We start from the raw sequence: 16,419 nt of genomic DNA on the forward strand, positions 1-16,419 counted from the left end.
GGGGGGGCGGCGTCATGTTGAAAATCCTGACACCAATGATGCGGATTATCGAAGTTCCGATGCTTGCGTTGCAGCGCAAGATTGGGATCAACCGGCTGGCGTGGGCTTTCCTTCTGCCGAACCTCGTTCTTTTTGGGCTGTTCGCCTTTTTGCCCGTTATTCTAAACGTGTTTTACGCCATGACAGGCGGAGACAATGTTTTGCTGGCGGATCGTCCCGATGTCGGGATGCGCAACTTTGCGCAGTTACTAGATTGTTCCAACCATTTTGACCCTAACAGTTGCCGCGAAGATAAATTCTGGCGCGCCGTTTGGAACACGATCTGGTTTGTTGTTTTACAGGTCGGGTTTATGGTGGGCTTTGCCTTGCTGACTGCTTTGATCTTGAACCGCGACATCCGCGCGCGCGGGTTTTTCCGCTCGGTGTTTTTCTTTCCTGTTTTGTTGTCCCCTGTCGTTGTTGCGCTGGTCTGGAAATGGATTTTGCAGCGCGAGGGCGTGTTGAACGCCTTTCTTGATTGGACAGGTGCGGGCGGCATCAACTGGCTGGTCGATGCGCAGTGGGCGTTCGGGTGGTCTGTGTTTATTTCCGTTTGGGCGCATATGGGGTTTTATACGTTGATCCTATTGGCTGGCCTGCAGGCGATCCCGCGTGATGTCTATGACGCCGCTTTGATGGATCGCGCCTCGGCGTGGCGCACGTTCCGGCGGATTACGTTGCCTCTGTTGTCCCCAACGATGCTGGTCGTGCTGATCCTTGCATTGATCAAAGGCGTGCAAACCTTTGATGAAATCTACGCCTTTACGGGCGGTGGGCCGGGTACGGCGACGACGTTTATCATTCAATATATCTACGAACGCGGCTTTGCGGGTGCACCGCGTCTGTTCGGGCTTGCGGCGGCGGCATCGTTGTTGGTGGCTGGTGTGCTGGTCGTCCTGACGCTCGTGCAATTGCGGATCAGCAAGGAGAACGCCGATGGCTAAAGTTCTATCATTCCTGACCGCGACGCGGGGCAAGGGCCGCCTGCATTGGACCGATTGGGTGTCCTACGGGTATTTGATTTTCGGCGTCTTCTTGATGTTCGGCCCCGTTGTCTGGTTGCTGTTGTCCAGCTTCAAGACGCCCAACGAATTGGATCGGTTCCCGCCACGTTTCTTGCCCTATGCACAAGAAACGCTTGTGGTTGACGGTTATGACGAACCGCTTTTGGCGTTTGTTGTCACCGAGGGCGAACTGGAAGGGCAAACCGTAGGGCAGACCCGCCGTGCGGCTGGCCGCTCAGAGGTCGTTTCACCGTCCAACCCGACGGAACGGGTGCGTCTGACGACGGATCAGCTCGAACCCATCGAAGGCATCGCCTTTGCCACGGAGAACTACACCCAACTGTTTGAACGGTTCAATTTCCTCAAATTCTTCTGGAACTCGACCTTCATCACGGTGACCGCAACGGTTTTGATGCTTCTGTTCAATTCAATGGCCGCCTTTGCACTGTCAAAATACGAATTCCGTGGGCGGACGACCGTGCTGCTTTTGGTGATCGGAACCTTGATGATCCCGCAGACGGTTGTGCTTGTGCCGCTGTTCCTGATCGTCACGGAACTGGGGATGTTCAACTCGCTATGGGGTGTCATCATTCCGGGGGCAGCAACGCCAACGGGCGTGTTCTTATTGCGGCAATATATGATCACAATCCCTGACGAGATTTTGGACGCCGCCCGCATGGACAAAGCGAGCGAGTGGAAGATTTTCTGGCGGATCATTTTGCCACTGTCCGCGCCCGCGATTGCGGTTCTTGCGATCCTTGCGATCATGTGGCGTTGGAACGATTTCCTGTGGCCACTCATCGTGCTGACACGGACCGAGAATTTCACCCTGCAATTGGCGCTGAACTCGTTCCAAGGTGAGCTGCAAACCGACTGGCCAAGCCTGCTGGCGATGACAGTTTTGACGCTGCTGCCCATCGCGGCTGTCTTCATGTTCTTACAAAAATATATCGCGACCGGCATTGCCTCTACGGGTGGCAAGTAATGGTGCGTACAATACCAAAGGAGGTCCGGCATGGCGCGGATTGAGCTTAGAAACGTCCAGAAATCTTATGGGGCTGCCGAGGTCATCAAGGGCATTGATCTGGATATCCAGCACGGTGATTTCTGTGTTTTCGTCGGCCCATCCGGCTGCGGGAAATCCACACTGTTGCGGATGATTTCGGGCCTTGAGCCGATTTCGGGTGGTGACATCGTGATCGGCGAAGAGGTCGTGAATGACATTCCCGCCGCTGATCGTGGGCTGGCGATGGTGTTCCAATCCTACGCGCTTTACCCGCATATGACCGTGCGCCAAAACCTGTCGTTCGGGTTGGAAAATCTGAACACAGCGCGTGCGGAAATCGACAGTAAGGTCGGTGAAGTGGCGAAGATGTTGCAGATCGAACAATTGCTGGATCGTCGCCCCAAGGATCTGTCCGGCGGGCAACGCCAACGCGTGGCTATTGGTCGTGCGGTCGTGCGCGAACCACGGGTGTTCTTGTTTGATGAACCACTTTCCAACCTAGATGCGGAACTGCGCGTGGATATGCGCGGGGAGATTACACAGCTCCACCGTCGCCTGCAGAACACCATGATCTATGTGACCCACGATCAGGTCGAAGCGATGACAATGGCCGATAAGATTGCCGTGCTGCGGCTTGGAGAGTTGGAACAGTTTGGGCGTCCGCTTGATTTGTATAACCGCCCCAAGAACATCTTTGTGGCGGGTTTTATTGGCAGCCCGAAAATGAACTTCCTGAAGGGGGTCGTGTCTGCGGATGACGTGAATGTGGTCGATCTGGAAACAGGAGATGCGCTGCGGCTTCCTGAAGGTCGGTTCACTCAGACCGTTGGACAAGAGGTGTCTGTTGGCGTGCGTCCGAACCATCTTTCGATGGTGGCGGATGGGCCGATCAAAGTCACAGTCAAAAGCGTCGAGCAACTGGGCGGTGAGGCCTACGTTTACGCCGCGCTGAGCAACGATCAGTCCTTTACGCTGCACATGGCGGGCCAGATCGGTGCACAGATCGGTGAGACCCTGACGCTATCGGCTGACGGGGACCATATGCACCTGTTTGACACCGCGAGCGGTGACTCACTTCGGGCTGACTAGGCCGCCGGGGCGACAGGCTTTGAGGTTAAGGCATTGTGCCTTGATCCGCTTGCGAGAACGAGAGCTGCGCCATCTCAAGGAAGGCGTTGCGCAATGAGTTCGACCACGCGTCTGACAAGGCCAGATAGCTTGGGTCGTGATCATCGATCCGGCGCGTTTGCGAGAAACGCAACTCGTCTCGTGCAATCACGGACAGATCAAGCGGCATTCCGACCGACAAGTTTGAACGCAGTGTTGAATCCATCGACAGCAAAGCCGCCGTCACGCAGACGTCGACGGGCGTGTCGACTGTAATCACGCGATCCAGGATCGGCTTGCCATACTTGTGTTCGCCAATCTGGAAATAGGGCGTGTCTTCACCGGCTTCGATGAAGTTGCCTGCAGAATAGACGTGGAACAGACGCATTTCGCCGCCAGCGCGCTGCCCGCCAACGATGATGGATGAGAGCGTGCTTTCGCCGGTTTGGGCGACGTGTCGCCCATAACGGTTCTGGATGACACGCATCGCATCGCCAACGATCTCGGCGATGCGGAACATGGTGTCTGCATTGAGCAGCGTATCGATACCTTCTTGCGGCTTGTCGATGTTCTCCTGAAGCAAGCTGATGACGGCCTGCGTGACCGCCAAGTTGCCAGCGGTCATCATTGTGATGACACGGTCACCGGGGACTTCCCACGTAAACATCTTCTTATATTTCGAGATGTTATCGACCCCTGCATTGGTGCGGGTGTCGGACAGGAATACCATTCCGGCATTCGTTTTCAAGGCAACGCAATAAGTCATCAGGTTAGGAGGATCCCCGTTAGTGCCAGCCGGGATTCGGCCAACGTTCGATGTGCTTCTATCACCGCATTTCTACAGTTCCGAGCGGCTATTGCACAGTTTCCTTAACGGAGGGTGAGATATCGACGCCAAACCCGAAAGCGACTGACGTTGCTTGGGCCCGTAAGTTGGTCGCGGCTATGAAATCCGTCAGCCAATCATGCAGGCCGCGTTCAAAAATCGCATCAATGTGAGTGTTGCGCAGGGCTGTTTCGGCTGTGCGTGCGTCGCTGGCGAGCTTTTGTTGCACAGGAAGGCCAGACGCGAGCTTATCCGACAAAGCCGCAATCTCGGACATTGCTGTCAAAAGGGATCGCGGGCTTTTTTCGTTCAAAACGAGCAGGTCAACGACGCCTTGGGGATCAACAACCCGACTGTATAAGTGGCGAAAGGCGACTGCTGAGTTGGCGGCCCGCAAGATTTGCACCCACTGGAGATAGTCGATTCCGCCGCCCACATCCGTCGCTTCCGGCAAGAGAACGTGGTATTTTACGTCTAGAAGGCGTGCTGTGGCATCGGCGCGTTCAAACCATTTGCCAAGTTCAATGAAGCGAGAGCCATCATCGCGCAGCATCGTGTTATCAACTTTACCAAGCGCGAGCCCGCCTTGGTTTCGGACCCAATCCAAGAAATCCGAAAGGTTCTCGCGGTCCTTCTCTACTCTCAGATGTTCGTGGAGTTGCAAGCGCGTGTCATTGATGGCTTCCCAGACTTCAGCCGTGATCGCATTTCGAACGGCTTTTGCGTTCATGCGCGCCGCTTCGATACAGGACGTGATGGACGATGGATTGGAAATATCACGGATGAGGTGGTCCGAGACGCTGGCGACATCGGCATCTTCCAGCGGGCTTGGATAAGTGCCCGTCGCGCCTGACGCGACAACGATCGAACTCCATTCGTTGTAATCTTGCGTCGGGTCCTTTGGCAGGCTTTCAAGGCGCTGACCGGCATCAAGAAGACGCGCGACGTTTTCCATGCGTTCAATGTAGCGGCCCATCCAGAACAGGCCCTCTGCTGTGCGGCTCAACATTAGACAGCCTCCGCGTTCAGGACCCAAGTGTCTTTGACACCCCCGCCTTGGCTTGAGTTCACAACCAAAGACCCTTCGCGAAGGGCGACACGGCTAAGTCCACTTGGGACCATGCGGGTCGTCGCACCAGAAACCACGAAGGGGCGCAGGTCGACATGGCGTGGAATAAGTCCGTCTTCGGCGAGGACAGGCGCAGACGAGAGCGACAACGTCGGTTGCGCGATGTAATTATTGGGGTTGGCTTTCACTTTGACTGCGAACTCCTTGATCTCGTCCTTCGTTGAGGTTGGACCGATAAGCATCCCGTAACCGCCAGACCCCTGAACCTCCTTCACAACCAAGTCGGACAAGTTATGTAGCACATAGGCCAGATCATCGGCTTGGTCGCAGCGGTAGGTTTCTACATTGGGGATGATGGGCTCTTCGCCTAGATAGAACCGGATCATGTCGGGCACGTAGGTGTAGACGGCCTTGTCATCGACGACCCCCGTGCCGGGCATATTGATGACAGTGACATTGCCGGCTTTCATCGCGTCCATAAGACCGGCGACACCGATCATGCTGTCCTTCTGGAACACCGCCGGGTCAAGGAATGCGTCGTCGATCCGGCGGTAAATGACGTGAAGCTGTTCGAACCCACGGGTCGTACGCATGTAGACCTTCTGATTTTCGACAACGATATCGGGGCCTTCGACCAGTTCGATCCCCATCATATCCGCGAGGAATGAATGTTCGAAATATGCTGAATTGAACTGCCCCGGTGTGAGGATCGCCATGGTCGGCTTGCCGTTGCAGTTGGGTGGCGCGACCGCTTGCATCGCTTCGGCAAGGAAATCTGTGTAGCCGTCAACTGGGCGAATGCGGCCATCGCGAAAGAGTTCGGGGAACATTCGAGACATGACTTCTCGGTTCTGCAGAACATAGGAGACGCCCGAGGGGGTTCGGCAGTTGTCTTCAAGAACAAAGAATTCGTCAGGGCCTGTTCGAACAAGGTCAACGCCAATGATATGCGCCCAGACGTCCAGTGGCGGGCGGTAGCCATTCATCAATTCAAGGTAAGCGGGGTTCTTGGTGATCATGGCCTCGGGAACAATGTCTGCTTTGACGATCTCGCGGGCGCCGTATGCATCGGCAATAAAGGCGTTCAGGGCTTTGGCGCGCTGGATCGAACCGCTTTCGATCTTTTGCCATTCGGTGGCATTGAAGATGCGCGGGATCATGTCGAACGGGATTAGCCTGTCAGGGTCGCCACCTTCGCCGTAGACCGCAAATGTAATGCCAATCCGGCGAAACAGGGCTTCGGCCTCAGCGCGGCGCGATTGTAATGCGTCTATTCCGTTTCGTTCTATCCAATCGACAACAACTTGATATTCAGGACGGAGCTTTGCCCCATTTTTCATCTCATTGAAGAAGTCGCCGTTCATTGTCGCCCCTTTAATCACATTAGGGTTGACCGTAACGGGTTCGGCCCGTCACACAAGGAGGGACCTTAAAATAGGATTAATTGAAGTCCGCAATCCTTGGAGTTTTTCAAGTTTTGCCAAAATAAAAGGCAACTGAGTGTCCATAAGCGTAGCGCTAAGCCATCGAACAACATATGAATATGACCGCCCCGTAAACTTGGCGCCCCATGTGGTGCGGCTACGACCGGCGCCACACAGTCGGACACCGATCAAAAGTTACAGCCTTCGAATTGAACCCGAAGACCACTTTATTAATTGGCAGCAAGACGCCTACGCAAACTGGAGTGCGCGACTGGTATTTAATAAACCGACGCAAAAGTTTTCGGTCACTGTCGATCTTGTTGCGGATATGGTTGCGATCAACCCGTTTGATTTCTTTATTGAGGAATCCTGTGAACAAGTTCCGTTTGCCTATACCAATGAACAGCTCAAAGACCTCAGGCCCTACCTGAGAAAAGTTGGGCGTGGGGATACGTTCAGGAGTTTCGTCGAGGAAGCCCCGGCCCAGTCTGGCACGACAAACGACTGGCTTGTCGCGGTGAACAGCTTTTTGGCCAACCGCATTGATTACACCATCCGCATGGAACCCGGCGTGCAACGGCCGTCGGTAACGATCCGCAAGGCGCTTGGGTCGTGTCGCGACAGTGCATGGTTAATGGTCGCACTGCTGCGCGAGCTAGGTTACGCGGCGCGGTTCGTATCGGGCTACCTCATTCAATTGACGGCAGATCAGAAACCGATCGAGGGCCCCGCTGGCCCTGAGGATGATTTTACAGATCTTCATGCGTGGTGCGAAATATACCTGCCCGGTGCGGGCTGGATCGGAATGGACCCAACGTCTGGATTGTTTGCGGGTGAGGGGCATATTCCACTTGCCGCCACGCCCGAGCCGACCTCGGCGGCTGCGATCACGGGTGCACATGAGTTTGCCGAAGTCTCGTTCAGTTTTGATATGTCCGTAAAGCGGATTGATGAGCCGCCGCGCGTGACGCGACCACTTAGTCCTGAACAATGGGCCGAGATTGACCGCGCGGGACAGGCGATTGACCAGAAGCTAGAAGCGCAAGATATGCGGCTGACGATGGGGGGCGAGCCGACGTTCGTTTCCGCCATCGACCGTGATGGCGAAGAATGGTTCACTGCCGCTGTTGGTCCAACCAAACGAACCTATGCGGACAGTCTTGTGCGTCGTCTGCGCGAACGGTTTGCGCCTCATGGGGTACTGCATCACGGCCAAGGCAAGTGGTACCCTGGTGAACCGCTGCCTCGTTGGGCTTATTCGTTGATTTGGCGCGGTGATGGGTTGCCTCTTTGGTCTAACGCCGACCTTTTGGCGAAAGAGAACACAGGCAGCGCAACTTATGAAACCGCCGAAGAGTTTTCGGAAAAGCTGTTGGAAGCCCTCGATCTGGGGGATGAGGCCGTAGCGCATCCTCTTTATGAAGACCCGCTGCATTTCATGGGCAAAGAAGCGATGTTGCCCGACAACGTGTCCGTCAAAGACAGCCAGTTGGAAGACCCGCAAGAGCGCGCGCGCATGGTGCGTATGCTTAACAACGGCCTTTCTAATCCGGTCAGCTATGTCATCCCGATCCAGTTGGCTCAAGCTAAGGCGAGTTCCCGTAGACGGTTCCGTTGGACGTCAGATGTTTGGGGAACGCGTCGCGATAAGCTGTTCTTGATGCCCGGTGACAGCCCTGCGGGCTATCGTTTGCCTCTGAACTCGCTCGATAAATCCGAAGAATTTAAACAGTATTTCCGAGATACCATGTTGCGGCGCAAACGTGCTCTGCCAGCGCGACGTGCGGTGCGTCGCAATGATGAACCCGAAAACGGTGCGGATGAAAACCAAGTCCTAGACACCCCCGTCTTTGGAACCGGCTACGGTCAGCCGACGGCGGCAAATCCTACGCGTCAGGTGCGCCAACAACGCGGTAACGCGGCCCCTGGACCTGCACAGGATTATGATGAAGACGTCTGGCTGCGCGACGTCGAAAGCTCGGATGATTGGCTCATGGGAGAGCATAGTTTCTGGGTCGAGGGCATGCCCGTACGCACAGCGCTGGCTGTTGAACCACGCGACGGTATTTTGCATGTCTTCATGCCGCCAACAGGGTCGTCGGATGAATATCTCGATCTTGTCGAAGCCGTAGAAGAGACTGCAGCGTCGATGGACCTGCCTGTACGTATTGAGGGCTACGAGCCGCCGAACGATGGCAATATCAATATCATTCGTGTGACCCCTGATCCGGGTGTCATCGAAGTGAACATCCACCCCGCAAAAAGCTGGCAGTCGTTGAAGGAAATCAACGAAGCCCTCTATGAGGAAGCGCGCCAATGTGGGCTGGATAGTTTCACGTTCATGGTGGATGGGCGGCTTACGGGGTCGGGCGGCGGTAACCATATCGTTGTTGGTGGTGCGACACCTGCAGACAGCCCGTTCTTGCGGCGGCCTGATCTTATTGGATCGCTGATCCGGTACTGGCAGCGCCATCCGTCCCTGTCTTACCTGTTTTCGGGCACCTTCATCGGCCCGACCAGCCAAGCCCCGCGTTTCGACGAAGGTTTGCCTGACAAGGTTTATGAGATGGAAATCGCGCTGAATGAACTGACGCGCATTCAAGAGAGCGGCCAATCCTTTCCTTGGCTGTCGGATCGCATTTTGCGACATTTGTTGACGGATCTGACAGGAAATACCCATCGCGCAGAAATCTGTATCGACAAGATGTATTCACCAGACAGCCCGACGGGGCGTCTTGGCCTTGTGGAGTTCCGTGGCTTCGAAATGCCGCCGCATTGGCAGATGAGCATGGCGCAGTCGCTCGTGATGCGCGGGTTGCTCGCGTGGTTCTGGGATACGCCGTATGAAGAACCGCTGGAACATTGGGGCCAGACGCTGCACGATAAATTCCTGCTGCCGCACCACTGCCGCGCCGATTTCAATTCGGTGCTGGACGACCTGAGCAGCGCCCATGGATTTGCATTCAGACCAGACTGGTATGACGCGCAATATGAAATGCGGTTCGGCGAAGTCGGGCACACCCATGTCGAGGGGCTGAAGCTGACGCTGCGCAACGGCATCGAACCTTGGTTGGTCCTTGGCGAGGAAGCCACAGGCGGGGGCACGTCACGCTATGTGGACAGCTCCCTTGAACGCGTGGAGCTGAAGATCGAAGGCGATCTTGGCGAGCGATTTGTCATCACCTGCAACCAAGTTGAGGTCCCGCTCGAGAAAGTTGGCCCTGACACATATGTGGCTGGCATCCGGTTCCGCAGTTGGCAGCCTTGGTCGTCGCTTCATCCGACAATTCCCGCACATGCGCCGCTTGTTTTCGACGTTTATGACCGCATTTCAGGGCGCTCTGTCGGTGGACTAAAGTATCTGGTGGCCCATGAAGGTGGTCGCGCCCATGAGACGCGCCCTGTAAACGAGCTGGAGGCCGAAGGTCGCAGACGTGTGCGGTTCCAAGAGGGGCAGCATACGCCGTTCCGGTTTGATCCGATCAAACCACGGGCCAACGCGTGGAACTCTGCGACGCTAGATATGCGGTTCATCTAGAACCTAGCCCTTCGTTCGCGCTTGTGGGTGAGATTGGGGCAGCCAAAGGGCTGTTCCAAATAGCTTGCTCTCTTTCTGCAGTTGGGTTTGATCCAAGACAATATGAGACGGTCGAAAACCATGTTAGACGGCAGACTGTAGGTTTCAAAGACTGCGAGAAAAGGGTTCGGTACCAAACTATGTCGAAGGATCAAGACACCCCCGCCGACCTTCCTTTGGAAGACACCGGATTGACTAAGGCAGAACCGGCAAACGCCCCCAGAGCGGCGGGCCGGTCGCGGTTGCTGTTCATTCCGCTTCTTTTGGGCACCCTGTTCACGGGGGCTGTTATCGGTATGTATTTTCAACCACCGGGCCTGCGGGCGTTTTTCAATACGACAGGCCTAGAACCAGGCGCAGGGACGGATACGCCTATCGCAGTCGCTATTCAGCAGGTTGTTGATCAAGAACAGATTGCTGTCATCAGCGAGGGCGATGTCGTTGCCTTGGGCCGTATCATCCCGCGGGGCGATGTTATCAGTGTTGCGACGCCCTCGGGTGGGGCGGACGCGCGTATTGCGCAATTGCAGGTCGCTGTTGGTGATGACGTCGAAGCTGGCGATATCCTTGCGGTGCTGGATAATTTGACCCAACTGGAAAGCGCTGTTGCCTCAGCGCAAGCCGAAGTGCGCGTGCGAGAGGCGAGTCTGGCCCAGACCCGCGCATCCAATACAGCAAGTCAGGCAGAGGCGCAGGCCTCGCTTGAACGCGCAGAGGCGGCGGCAACGGTGGCGCAGTCAGAGTTGGATCGCGTCACGACCCTATTTGAACGCGGTGTCATCACCCGCGCAGATTTTGATCAGACGGTTGCCACGGCCACTCAAGCCGCGGGAGACGTTGAGCGCACCAAAGCGACGTTGTCACGCTATGAGACGGGTTCGGAAGCCGTGCAGGCTGACATTGCCGTCGCCGAAGCCAACCTTGACGCGGCGCGGGCCACCCTTGTCGCGTCCCAGACCGACTTGGACAGCGCCTATGTGCGCGCACCCGAGCGTGGTCGGATTCTTGATGTCAACGTGCGGGCAGGGGAGCGCCCTGGAACGGAGGGGATTATCGACCTTGGCGACACCTCGCAAATGACGGTCGAGGCAGAAGTTTATCAAACTATGATTGGCCGCGTCACAATCGGCGACCCTGCCATAATTAGCGCAGATGCTTTGGCGCAAGACCTGACGGGGTCTGTCTCGGCCATCGGCCTTGAGATCGGGCGGCAGTCGATCACCTCGGATGATCCGGCGGCCAATACGGACGCGCGTGTAGTCTCTGTGATCATTACCCTTGATGCCGAGTCCTCGCCGATCGCGGCACCGTTTACCAACCTCGAAGCGATTGTCCGGATTGATGCCGGCCGCACACCTTGAGCCGCCTTCTGACCCTCTTGTTTGGCCGCTTGCCTATTGGCTGGCTGCAATTGACCCACAGCCGTGGTCGGTTTTTTGCGGCCGTGGCAGGCGTGGCTTTTGCGAACCTGCTGGTGTTTATGCAGCTTGGGATCATGGGGGCGTTGAACGGTTCGACGGTGGCGCCCTATGCGATGCTCAACGCAGACATAATCTTGTCGTCCGAAGACGGAAATACGCTGACGGATGATGGGCACATTGCCCGTGCCCGCATGTATCAAGCACTTGGCGTTGCGGGGGTTATCGACGCCACGCCGTTGTTTGTTGGCAACCTGCCTTTTACGCTTGAGGACGGATCAGCGGTGTCGCTGCTCAGTTTTGGTGTGGATGTGACAAAGCCCCAATTCAGCACCCCTGCCATTGCCCCGAAATTGGGTCAATTGACCCTTGAGAGCACCGCTTTGCTGGACGAAGGCACTCGTGGCATGCCTGCTGAGGTCATCGACGACCTTATGGACGGGGTTCGGTTTGAATTTGAAACGGGCGGCAACACCCTTACGGCGATTGGCACTATGGAAGTCGGTGGCGGGTTCTTGGCGGATGGCATGATGATCATGTCCGATCAGACATTTTTACGGGTGTTTCCGAGCAGAACCAGCGGTGCGCCAAATCATATCTTGGTCCGGACAGCTGATGGTGTTGCCGTTGAGACAGTGGTTGCCCGCCTGAAGGACGCCCTTCCAAGCGGCAACTTGCGCATTCAAAGTATGGAGGCGTCCGCCGCCAACGATCTGGCTTATATGGCGACGGAACGTCCGACAGGTATCATCTTTGGGTTTGGCGTTTTTATGGGCATCCTTGTGGGGTTGGTCATTGTCTATCAGGTGCTTTCTACAGACGTTGCCGACCACCTGCGCGAGTATGCGACGTTTAAGGCGATGGGATATGGCCAGCCGTTCTTTCTGGGCATTGTCTTTGAGGAAGCCATTGTTCTTGCCGTGTTCGGTTTCATACCCGGCTTCTTTGTTTCAATGGGGCTTTATGCGGGGCTTGTGTCGGTCACTGGCTTGCCTGTCGAAATGGACGCCAGCCGTGCGATCCTTGTATTTTTGGGCACCCTTGCGGCGTGTAGCCTGTCCGGTGCGATAGCCACGCGGCGGCTTGCCAATGCTGATCCGGCGGAGTTGTTCTGATGAGCGATGCCCCCATCACAACCCGCAACCTTGACCACTTCTTCGGCACGGGCGACGCGCGAAAACAGGCGATCTTTGATATCAATCTGGACATCGCACGAGGCAGCCTAACGATCCTTATGGGGCCTTCGGGATCTGGGAAAACAACACTCCTGACGTTGATTGGCTGCTTGCGTGATGTGAAAGACGGGCAAGTGCGGGTCCTCGGTCATGAGCTGAACGGGGCAAGCGAGGCGGTGCTTGTCGGGTTGCGCCGCCGCCTTGGGTTTATCTTTCAGGCCCACAATCTGCACGAAAGCCTAACGGCCACGCAAAACGTGACGATGGGGCTTCAGGTGCATGGGCGTGGCGATGCTGTGAAGCAACGCAAGGCTGCGCATCACGTCCTTGATTTACTCGGCCTTGCGGATCGGCGCGACTATTTGCCTGGCAATCTGTCTGGCGGTCAAAAGCAACGGGTCGCGGTGGCGCGTGCGCTGGTGTCCAATCCAGAGATAATACTGGCAGATGAACCGACAGCTGCCTTGGACAAGGAATCCGGACACACGGTCGTCCAAATGCTAAAATCCCTTGGCAAGGCGCGTGGCATCACCACAGTTATGGTCACTCATGACCCACGTATCCTTGAGATGGCTGACCGGATTATCACTCTCGAAGATGGGCGGATCATTTCCGACGAACTGAAATAGCATTCCTGTCGAGTTCGAGGACGTGCGCTGGGTAAGGCACGTCGCTGTTACTTGGTGCTAAATTCTTCGGCGAAATCATGTGAACAGTGCAATTACTGGGTGGCTCATTCGTCAGGAACGACGAAGGCTGTGTAAAACTCCCCCTGTACCTTTAGGTGTAGTTGTCTAAACCAATGGTGAGATTTTTGAGAAAGAGGAGCTCTCGGTGCGAAAATTGTTAGGTGGGGCTGTCATTGTTGCTGGCGTTGTGGGGACCGGATGGTACGGATCCGCAAACAATGCCAAGACGATGCAGGGCGAAATCACAGACGCCGCGGCAGGTGCTGCGCAGGGGACGATCCATCCGATCGAAACCCAAGTGTCTGGTCGCGATATTATGGTTTCCGGGATCGCGAACAGCGATGCGGAACGTGAAGAAATTCTTGCAAGCATGAATGAGTTGGATGGGCGCCGCGTTGTTCGCGATGATTTGCGCGTCTTAGAGACAGCTAGCCCATTTTTGTTCAATGCAGCCAAAGACGCCGATGGGACAACCCATTCGGGCATGACCCCAACCGAGGCCGATCGCGCTATATTTGCGGAACGTATTGGTGCGGATGCTGACACGCTCGATCTTATGGCAGGTGCGCCTGTTGGTGATTGGACTGGCGTTGTTGATCAAGGGCTGAACAGCCTTGATGCGTTGCAGGGCGGTACATTGACCGTGTCTGACAATGTCATCACCGTGACTGGCGATGCTTTGACACCTGAGAATGACATGGCTGCGCGATCTGCCTTGGCTGATCTGCCCGACGGGTTTGAAGCGAATTTCGATATCAATGTACTTGATGACGGAACACCACTTCGCCTGACTTTGGATCTTGGCGAAGATGGTTCTGTTTCTTCGACAGGCAAGATCCCGTCCACACTTGAGGTTGCTGATCTTTCTGCATCCTTGGGGTCAGATGTCGGTGACGGCATTGCGCAAAGCGCACTGGCACCTGCTTTGGCGGATTGGGCTGAGGCATCTAAAACGGGCGCAGCCGCTCTTGGCGAGCTGGAATCCGGTCAGATGCAAATGATAGAAGACACACTGGCTATCACAGGTGTTGCGACGCCGGATGGTAAAGCTGCAGCCGAAGCGATGCTTGCGGCTATGCCGGAAGGTTTCACAGCGACCAGTGACATCGCTCTTTATGACGATGGTGAGCCGTTCACTCTGGAAATGACAAGTGACGACGCTGGAATGACAGCGCGTGGCAAGTTCCCGGCAGACCTTGCTGCTTCTGATATTATTGGTGATGTGCCTGCTGGCGATATTCGCAACGCCTTCATTGGTGACGACACTGGTTTTGCAAACGTCGCTGCATCTGGTGTTGAAGCATTGGGCCTTCTGGAAGAAGGCACGTTGAGCATCGTAGGAACTGACGTTTCGTTGAAGGGCGTCGCACGAACGCCAACAGAGGCAGACGCGGCCACCGCACTGTTTGGAGATCTTCCAGACGGCTACACGAAAGCCTTTGATATCACGTCAATCGACGATGGCACGCCGCCGAACTTTAATGTTGTTTACATGGCTGCCGAAGGTGCGACCGTCTCTGGCAAACTTCCTGCAGACACGGAGATTGCTGACCTAACAGCGGCTCTTGATGTTGACGCGGTTTCAGGCGACGCCGTGCAAGGCTTAGTCGGTGAAGGCGCACAAGCGACCGAAAGGCTCGCTGCGGTGTCAAACTGGCTACCTGAACTGGAAACGCTGACATTCAACAGCAACGATGCAGCGATCTCCGTAGATGCGGTTGCCTCCCCTGGTGTTGACGTGGACCTGATCCAAGCGGGTCTCGCCGAAGCTGCGGGTTCTGACGCCGCTGTGACGGTTTCCGCGGCGACTGACCTCCCTGACGATGGGACGACGCGGACGAACCAAGCGACTGGACGCGTTGAGACGCTGACAAACGGCTTCTGGCTACCGGTCTTTGACTTTGTGTCAGATGCCGATAGCTGCAACGCGCAATCCGCTGACGCCCTGCAAGCCAATCGTATCAACTTCGTTACGGGCTCTGCCCAGCTGGACGCCCAATCCGTACGGGCCATCAACTCGGTTGCGTCCATTGTGCGCAAATGCCTGTCTGACACGGATTTGAACGTCGAAATCGGCGGACATACTGACAGTCAGGGCGGCGAAGACTTGAACCTTCAGTTGTCGCAAGAACGCGCCAATTCTGTTCGGACGGCTTTGATCGCACGTGGTGCGGCGGACGCTGAAATCGTCGCATTGGGTTACGGTGAAGCCGAGCCAATTGCAGACAATGAAACGGCCGAAGGTCGCGCTGAAAATCGAAGAACGACAATTCGCTGGTTTACACCAGTGGTCGAGGAAATCGAAGAACCAGCGACGGAAACACCACAAGATGACGGCGCAACTGACGATGCCGCTAATACAGACACCAATACGGAAGTAGGAGAATAAGATGTTTCGTGAATGGGGATTTCTACTAACAGAGATTTGGGTCCTTCTTGCTATTGCAGCATTGCTAGGCCTTTTGGCAGGATGGATCATTTGGGGCCGTCGGTCTGAAGTGAACATCGACACCGGCGAAGCCGACAAAATGCGTGCTGATCTTGACGCATGCCGTGCCAAGCACGCTGAGAAAGATGCGCAGATCGGTGATCTTAATGCACGTCTGGCAGCGGTTCCTGCGCCTGTGGCTGCAGTAGCGCCAGTTGCGGCGGCAGCACCAGAAGGACAAGACTTCGACGGCGACGGCGTGATTGAAGGCAAAGACGAGGGCGTGAAGCCAACGACATTGTCTGAACCTCGTGCTGGTGGCGCTGATGATCTTAAGAAGATCAAAGGCGTTGGGCCAAAGATGGAGAAACTTTGTAACTCGCTTGGTTTCTGGCACTTCGATCAAGTTGCCAGCTGGACTGAGGCCGAAGTGGCATGGGTCGATGCAAACCTTGAAGGGTTCAGTGGCCGCGTGAGCCGGGACAATTGGGTCGAACAGGCGGCATTGCTTGCTGCTGGTGGCGAGACTGAGTTTTCCAAGAAGGTCGACAAGGGTAACGTTTACTAATCGAATGCCAAACGGCCCAAGATATCTAGAAACAGCCCCGCAAATTGCGGGGCTGTTTTCGGTTTATCTATGACCAAGTCACCAAGGTT

12 protein-coding genes are annotated in these 16,419 nt (G+C 55.8%); 9 read left to right on the forward strand and 3 right to left on the reverse strand.

Annotation, left to right across the window (positions count from 1 at the left end; translation table 11 throughout):
* Positions 1 to 14 precede the first annotated feature (14 nt).
* From KO486_RS14335 to ugpC, 3 genes are read left to right on the forward strand one after another with little or no spacing between them, the layout of a single operon-like run.
* Complete coding sequence (locus KO486_RS14335; RefSeq protein ID WP_216037961.1) at positions 15 to 983, forward strand: sugar ABC transporter permease; 969 nt, start codon at positions 15 to 17, stop codon at positions 981 to 983.
* Positions 976 to 2,028, forward strand: coding sequence for a carbohydrate ABC transporter permease (locus KO486_RS14340; RefSeq protein ID WP_216037962.1), 1,053 nt, complete (start codon positions 976 to 978; stop codon positions 2,026 to 2,028). The genes KO486_RS14335 and KO486_RS14340 overlap by 8 nt, the downstream gene beginning before the upstream one ends.
* Before the next feature lie 30 nt (positions 2,029 to 2,058).
* Positions 2,059 to 3,138, forward strand: coding sequence for a sn-glycerol-3-phosphate ABC transporter ATP-binding protein UgpC (gene ugpC / locus KO486_RS14345; protein ID WP_216037963.1), 1,080 nt, complete (start codon positions 2,059 to 2,061; stop codon positions 3,136 to 3,138).
* A gap of 25 nt (positions 3,139 to 3,163) precedes the next feature.
* Here ugpC and KO486_RS14350 read toward each other — a convergent pair whose 3' ends face one another.
* The 3 genes from KO486_RS14350 to KO486_RS14360 form a co-directional block, all read right to left on the reverse strand.
* On the reverse strand, positions 3,164 to 3,922 hold the full coding sequence (locus KO486_RS14350) for a peptidase (RefSeq protein WP_216037964.1): 759 nt from the start codon (positions 3,920 to 3,922) through the stop codon (positions 3,164 to 3,166).
* Between the two features lie 88 nt (positions 3,923 to 4,010).
* A complete protein-coding gene (locus KO486_RS14355) occupies positions 4,011 to 4,991 on the reverse strand; it encodes an alpha-E domain-containing protein (protein ID WP_216037965.1) in 981 nt (326 codons plus the stop codon).
* Complete coding sequence (locus KO486_RS14360) at positions 4,991 to 6,415, reverse strand: circularly permuted type 2 ATP-grasp protein (protein WP_216037966.1); 1,425 nt, start codon at positions 6,413 to 6,415, stop codon at positions 4,991 to 4,993. The genes KO486_RS14355 and KO486_RS14360 overlap by 1 nt, the downstream gene beginning before the upstream one ends.
* Before the next feature lie 136 nt (positions 6,416 to 6,551).
* Between KO486_RS14360 and KO486_RS14365 the strand changes: the two genes are divergently transcribed.
* The 6 genes from KO486_RS14365 to KO486_RS14390 all read left to right on the forward strand — a co-directional run bounded on the left by KO486_RS14365 (position 6,552) and on the right by KO486_RS14390 (position 16,330).
* Entirely contained in the window at positions 6,552 to 10,013 is a 3,462-nt protein-coding gene (locus KO486_RS14365) for a transglutaminase family protein (protein WP_216037967.1), read from the forward strand.
* A 179-nt stretch (positions 10,014 to 10,192) separates the two neighbouring features.
* Positions 10,193 to 11,413, forward strand: coding sequence for an HlyD family efflux transporter periplasmic adaptor subunit (locus KO486_RS14370; protein ID WP_216037968.1), 1,221 nt, complete (start codon positions 10,193 to 10,195; stop codon positions 11,411 to 11,413).
* Positions 11,410 to 12,585: an FtsX-like permease family protein gene (locus KO486_RS14375; RefSeq protein ID WP_216037969.1), complete on the forward strand. Its 1,176-nt coding sequence runs from the start codon at positions 11,410 to 11,412 to the stop codon at positions 12,583 to 12,585. Before KO486_RS14370 ends, KO486_RS14375 begins: the two co-directional genes overlap by 4 nt.
* Entirely contained in the window at positions 12,585 to 13,274 is a 690-nt protein-coding gene (locus tag KO486_RS14380; protein ID WP_216037970.1) for an ATP-binding cassette domain-containing protein, read from the forward strand. Before KO486_RS14375 ends, KO486_RS14380 begins: the two co-directional genes overlap by 1 nt.
* Positions 13,275 to 13,479: 205 nt before the next feature.
* Positions 13,480 to 15,723: an OmpA family protein gene (locus tag KO486_RS14385; protein WP_216037971.1), complete on the forward strand. Its 2,244-nt coding sequence runs from the start codon at positions 13,480 to 13,482 to the stop codon at positions 15,721 to 15,723.
* Between the two features lies 1 nt (position 15,724).
* Entirely contained in the window at positions 15,725 to 16,330 is a 606-nt protein-coding gene (locus KO486_RS14390; RefSeq protein WP_216037972.1) for a hypothetical protein, read from the forward strand.
* Positions 16,331 to 16,419 lie beyond the last annotated feature (89 nt).

This window comes from Octadecabacter sp. B2R22, assembly GCF_018861045.1.
In the GTDB taxonomy this organism is placed as follows: domain Bacteria; phylum Pseudomonadota; class Alphaproteobacteria; order Rhodobacterales; family Rhodobacteraceae; genus Octadecabacter.

Coding starts and splice junctions, on each gene's coding strand:
- KO486_RS14335 (WP_216037961.1), top strand. CDS start 15: ATGTTGAAAATCCTGACACCAATGATGCGGATTATCGAAGTTCCGATG.
- KO486_RS14340 (WP_216037962.1), top strand. CDS start 976: ATGGCTAAAGTTCTATCATTCCTGACCGCGACGCGGGGCAAGGGCCGC.
- ugpC (WP_216037963.1), top strand. CDS start 2,059: ATGGCGCGGATTGAGCTTAGAAACGTCCAGAAATCTTATGGGGCTGCC.
- KO486_RS14350 (WP_216037964.1), bottom strand. CDS start 3,922: ATGACTTATTGCGTTGCCTTGAAAACGAATGCCGGAATGGTATTCCTG.
- KO486_RS14355 (WP_216037965.1), bottom strand. CDS start 4,991: ATGTTGAGCCGCACAGCAGAGGGCCTGTTCTGGATGGGCCGCTACATT.
- KO486_RS14360 (WP_216037966.1), bottom strand. CDS start 6,415: ATGAACGGCGACTTCTTCAATGAGATGAAAAATGGGGCAAAGCTCCGT.
- KO486_RS14370 (WP_216037968.1), top strand. CDS start 10,193: ATGTCGAAGGATCAAGACACCCCCGCCGACCTTCCTTTGGAAGACACC.
- KO486_RS14380 (WP_216037970.1), top strand. CDS start 12,585: ATGAGCGATGCCCCCATCACAACCCGCAACCTTGACCACTTCTTCGGC.
- KO486_RS14390 (WP_216037972.1), top strand. CDS start 15,725: ATGTTTCGTGAATGGGGATTTCTACTAACAGAGATTTGGGTCCTTCTT.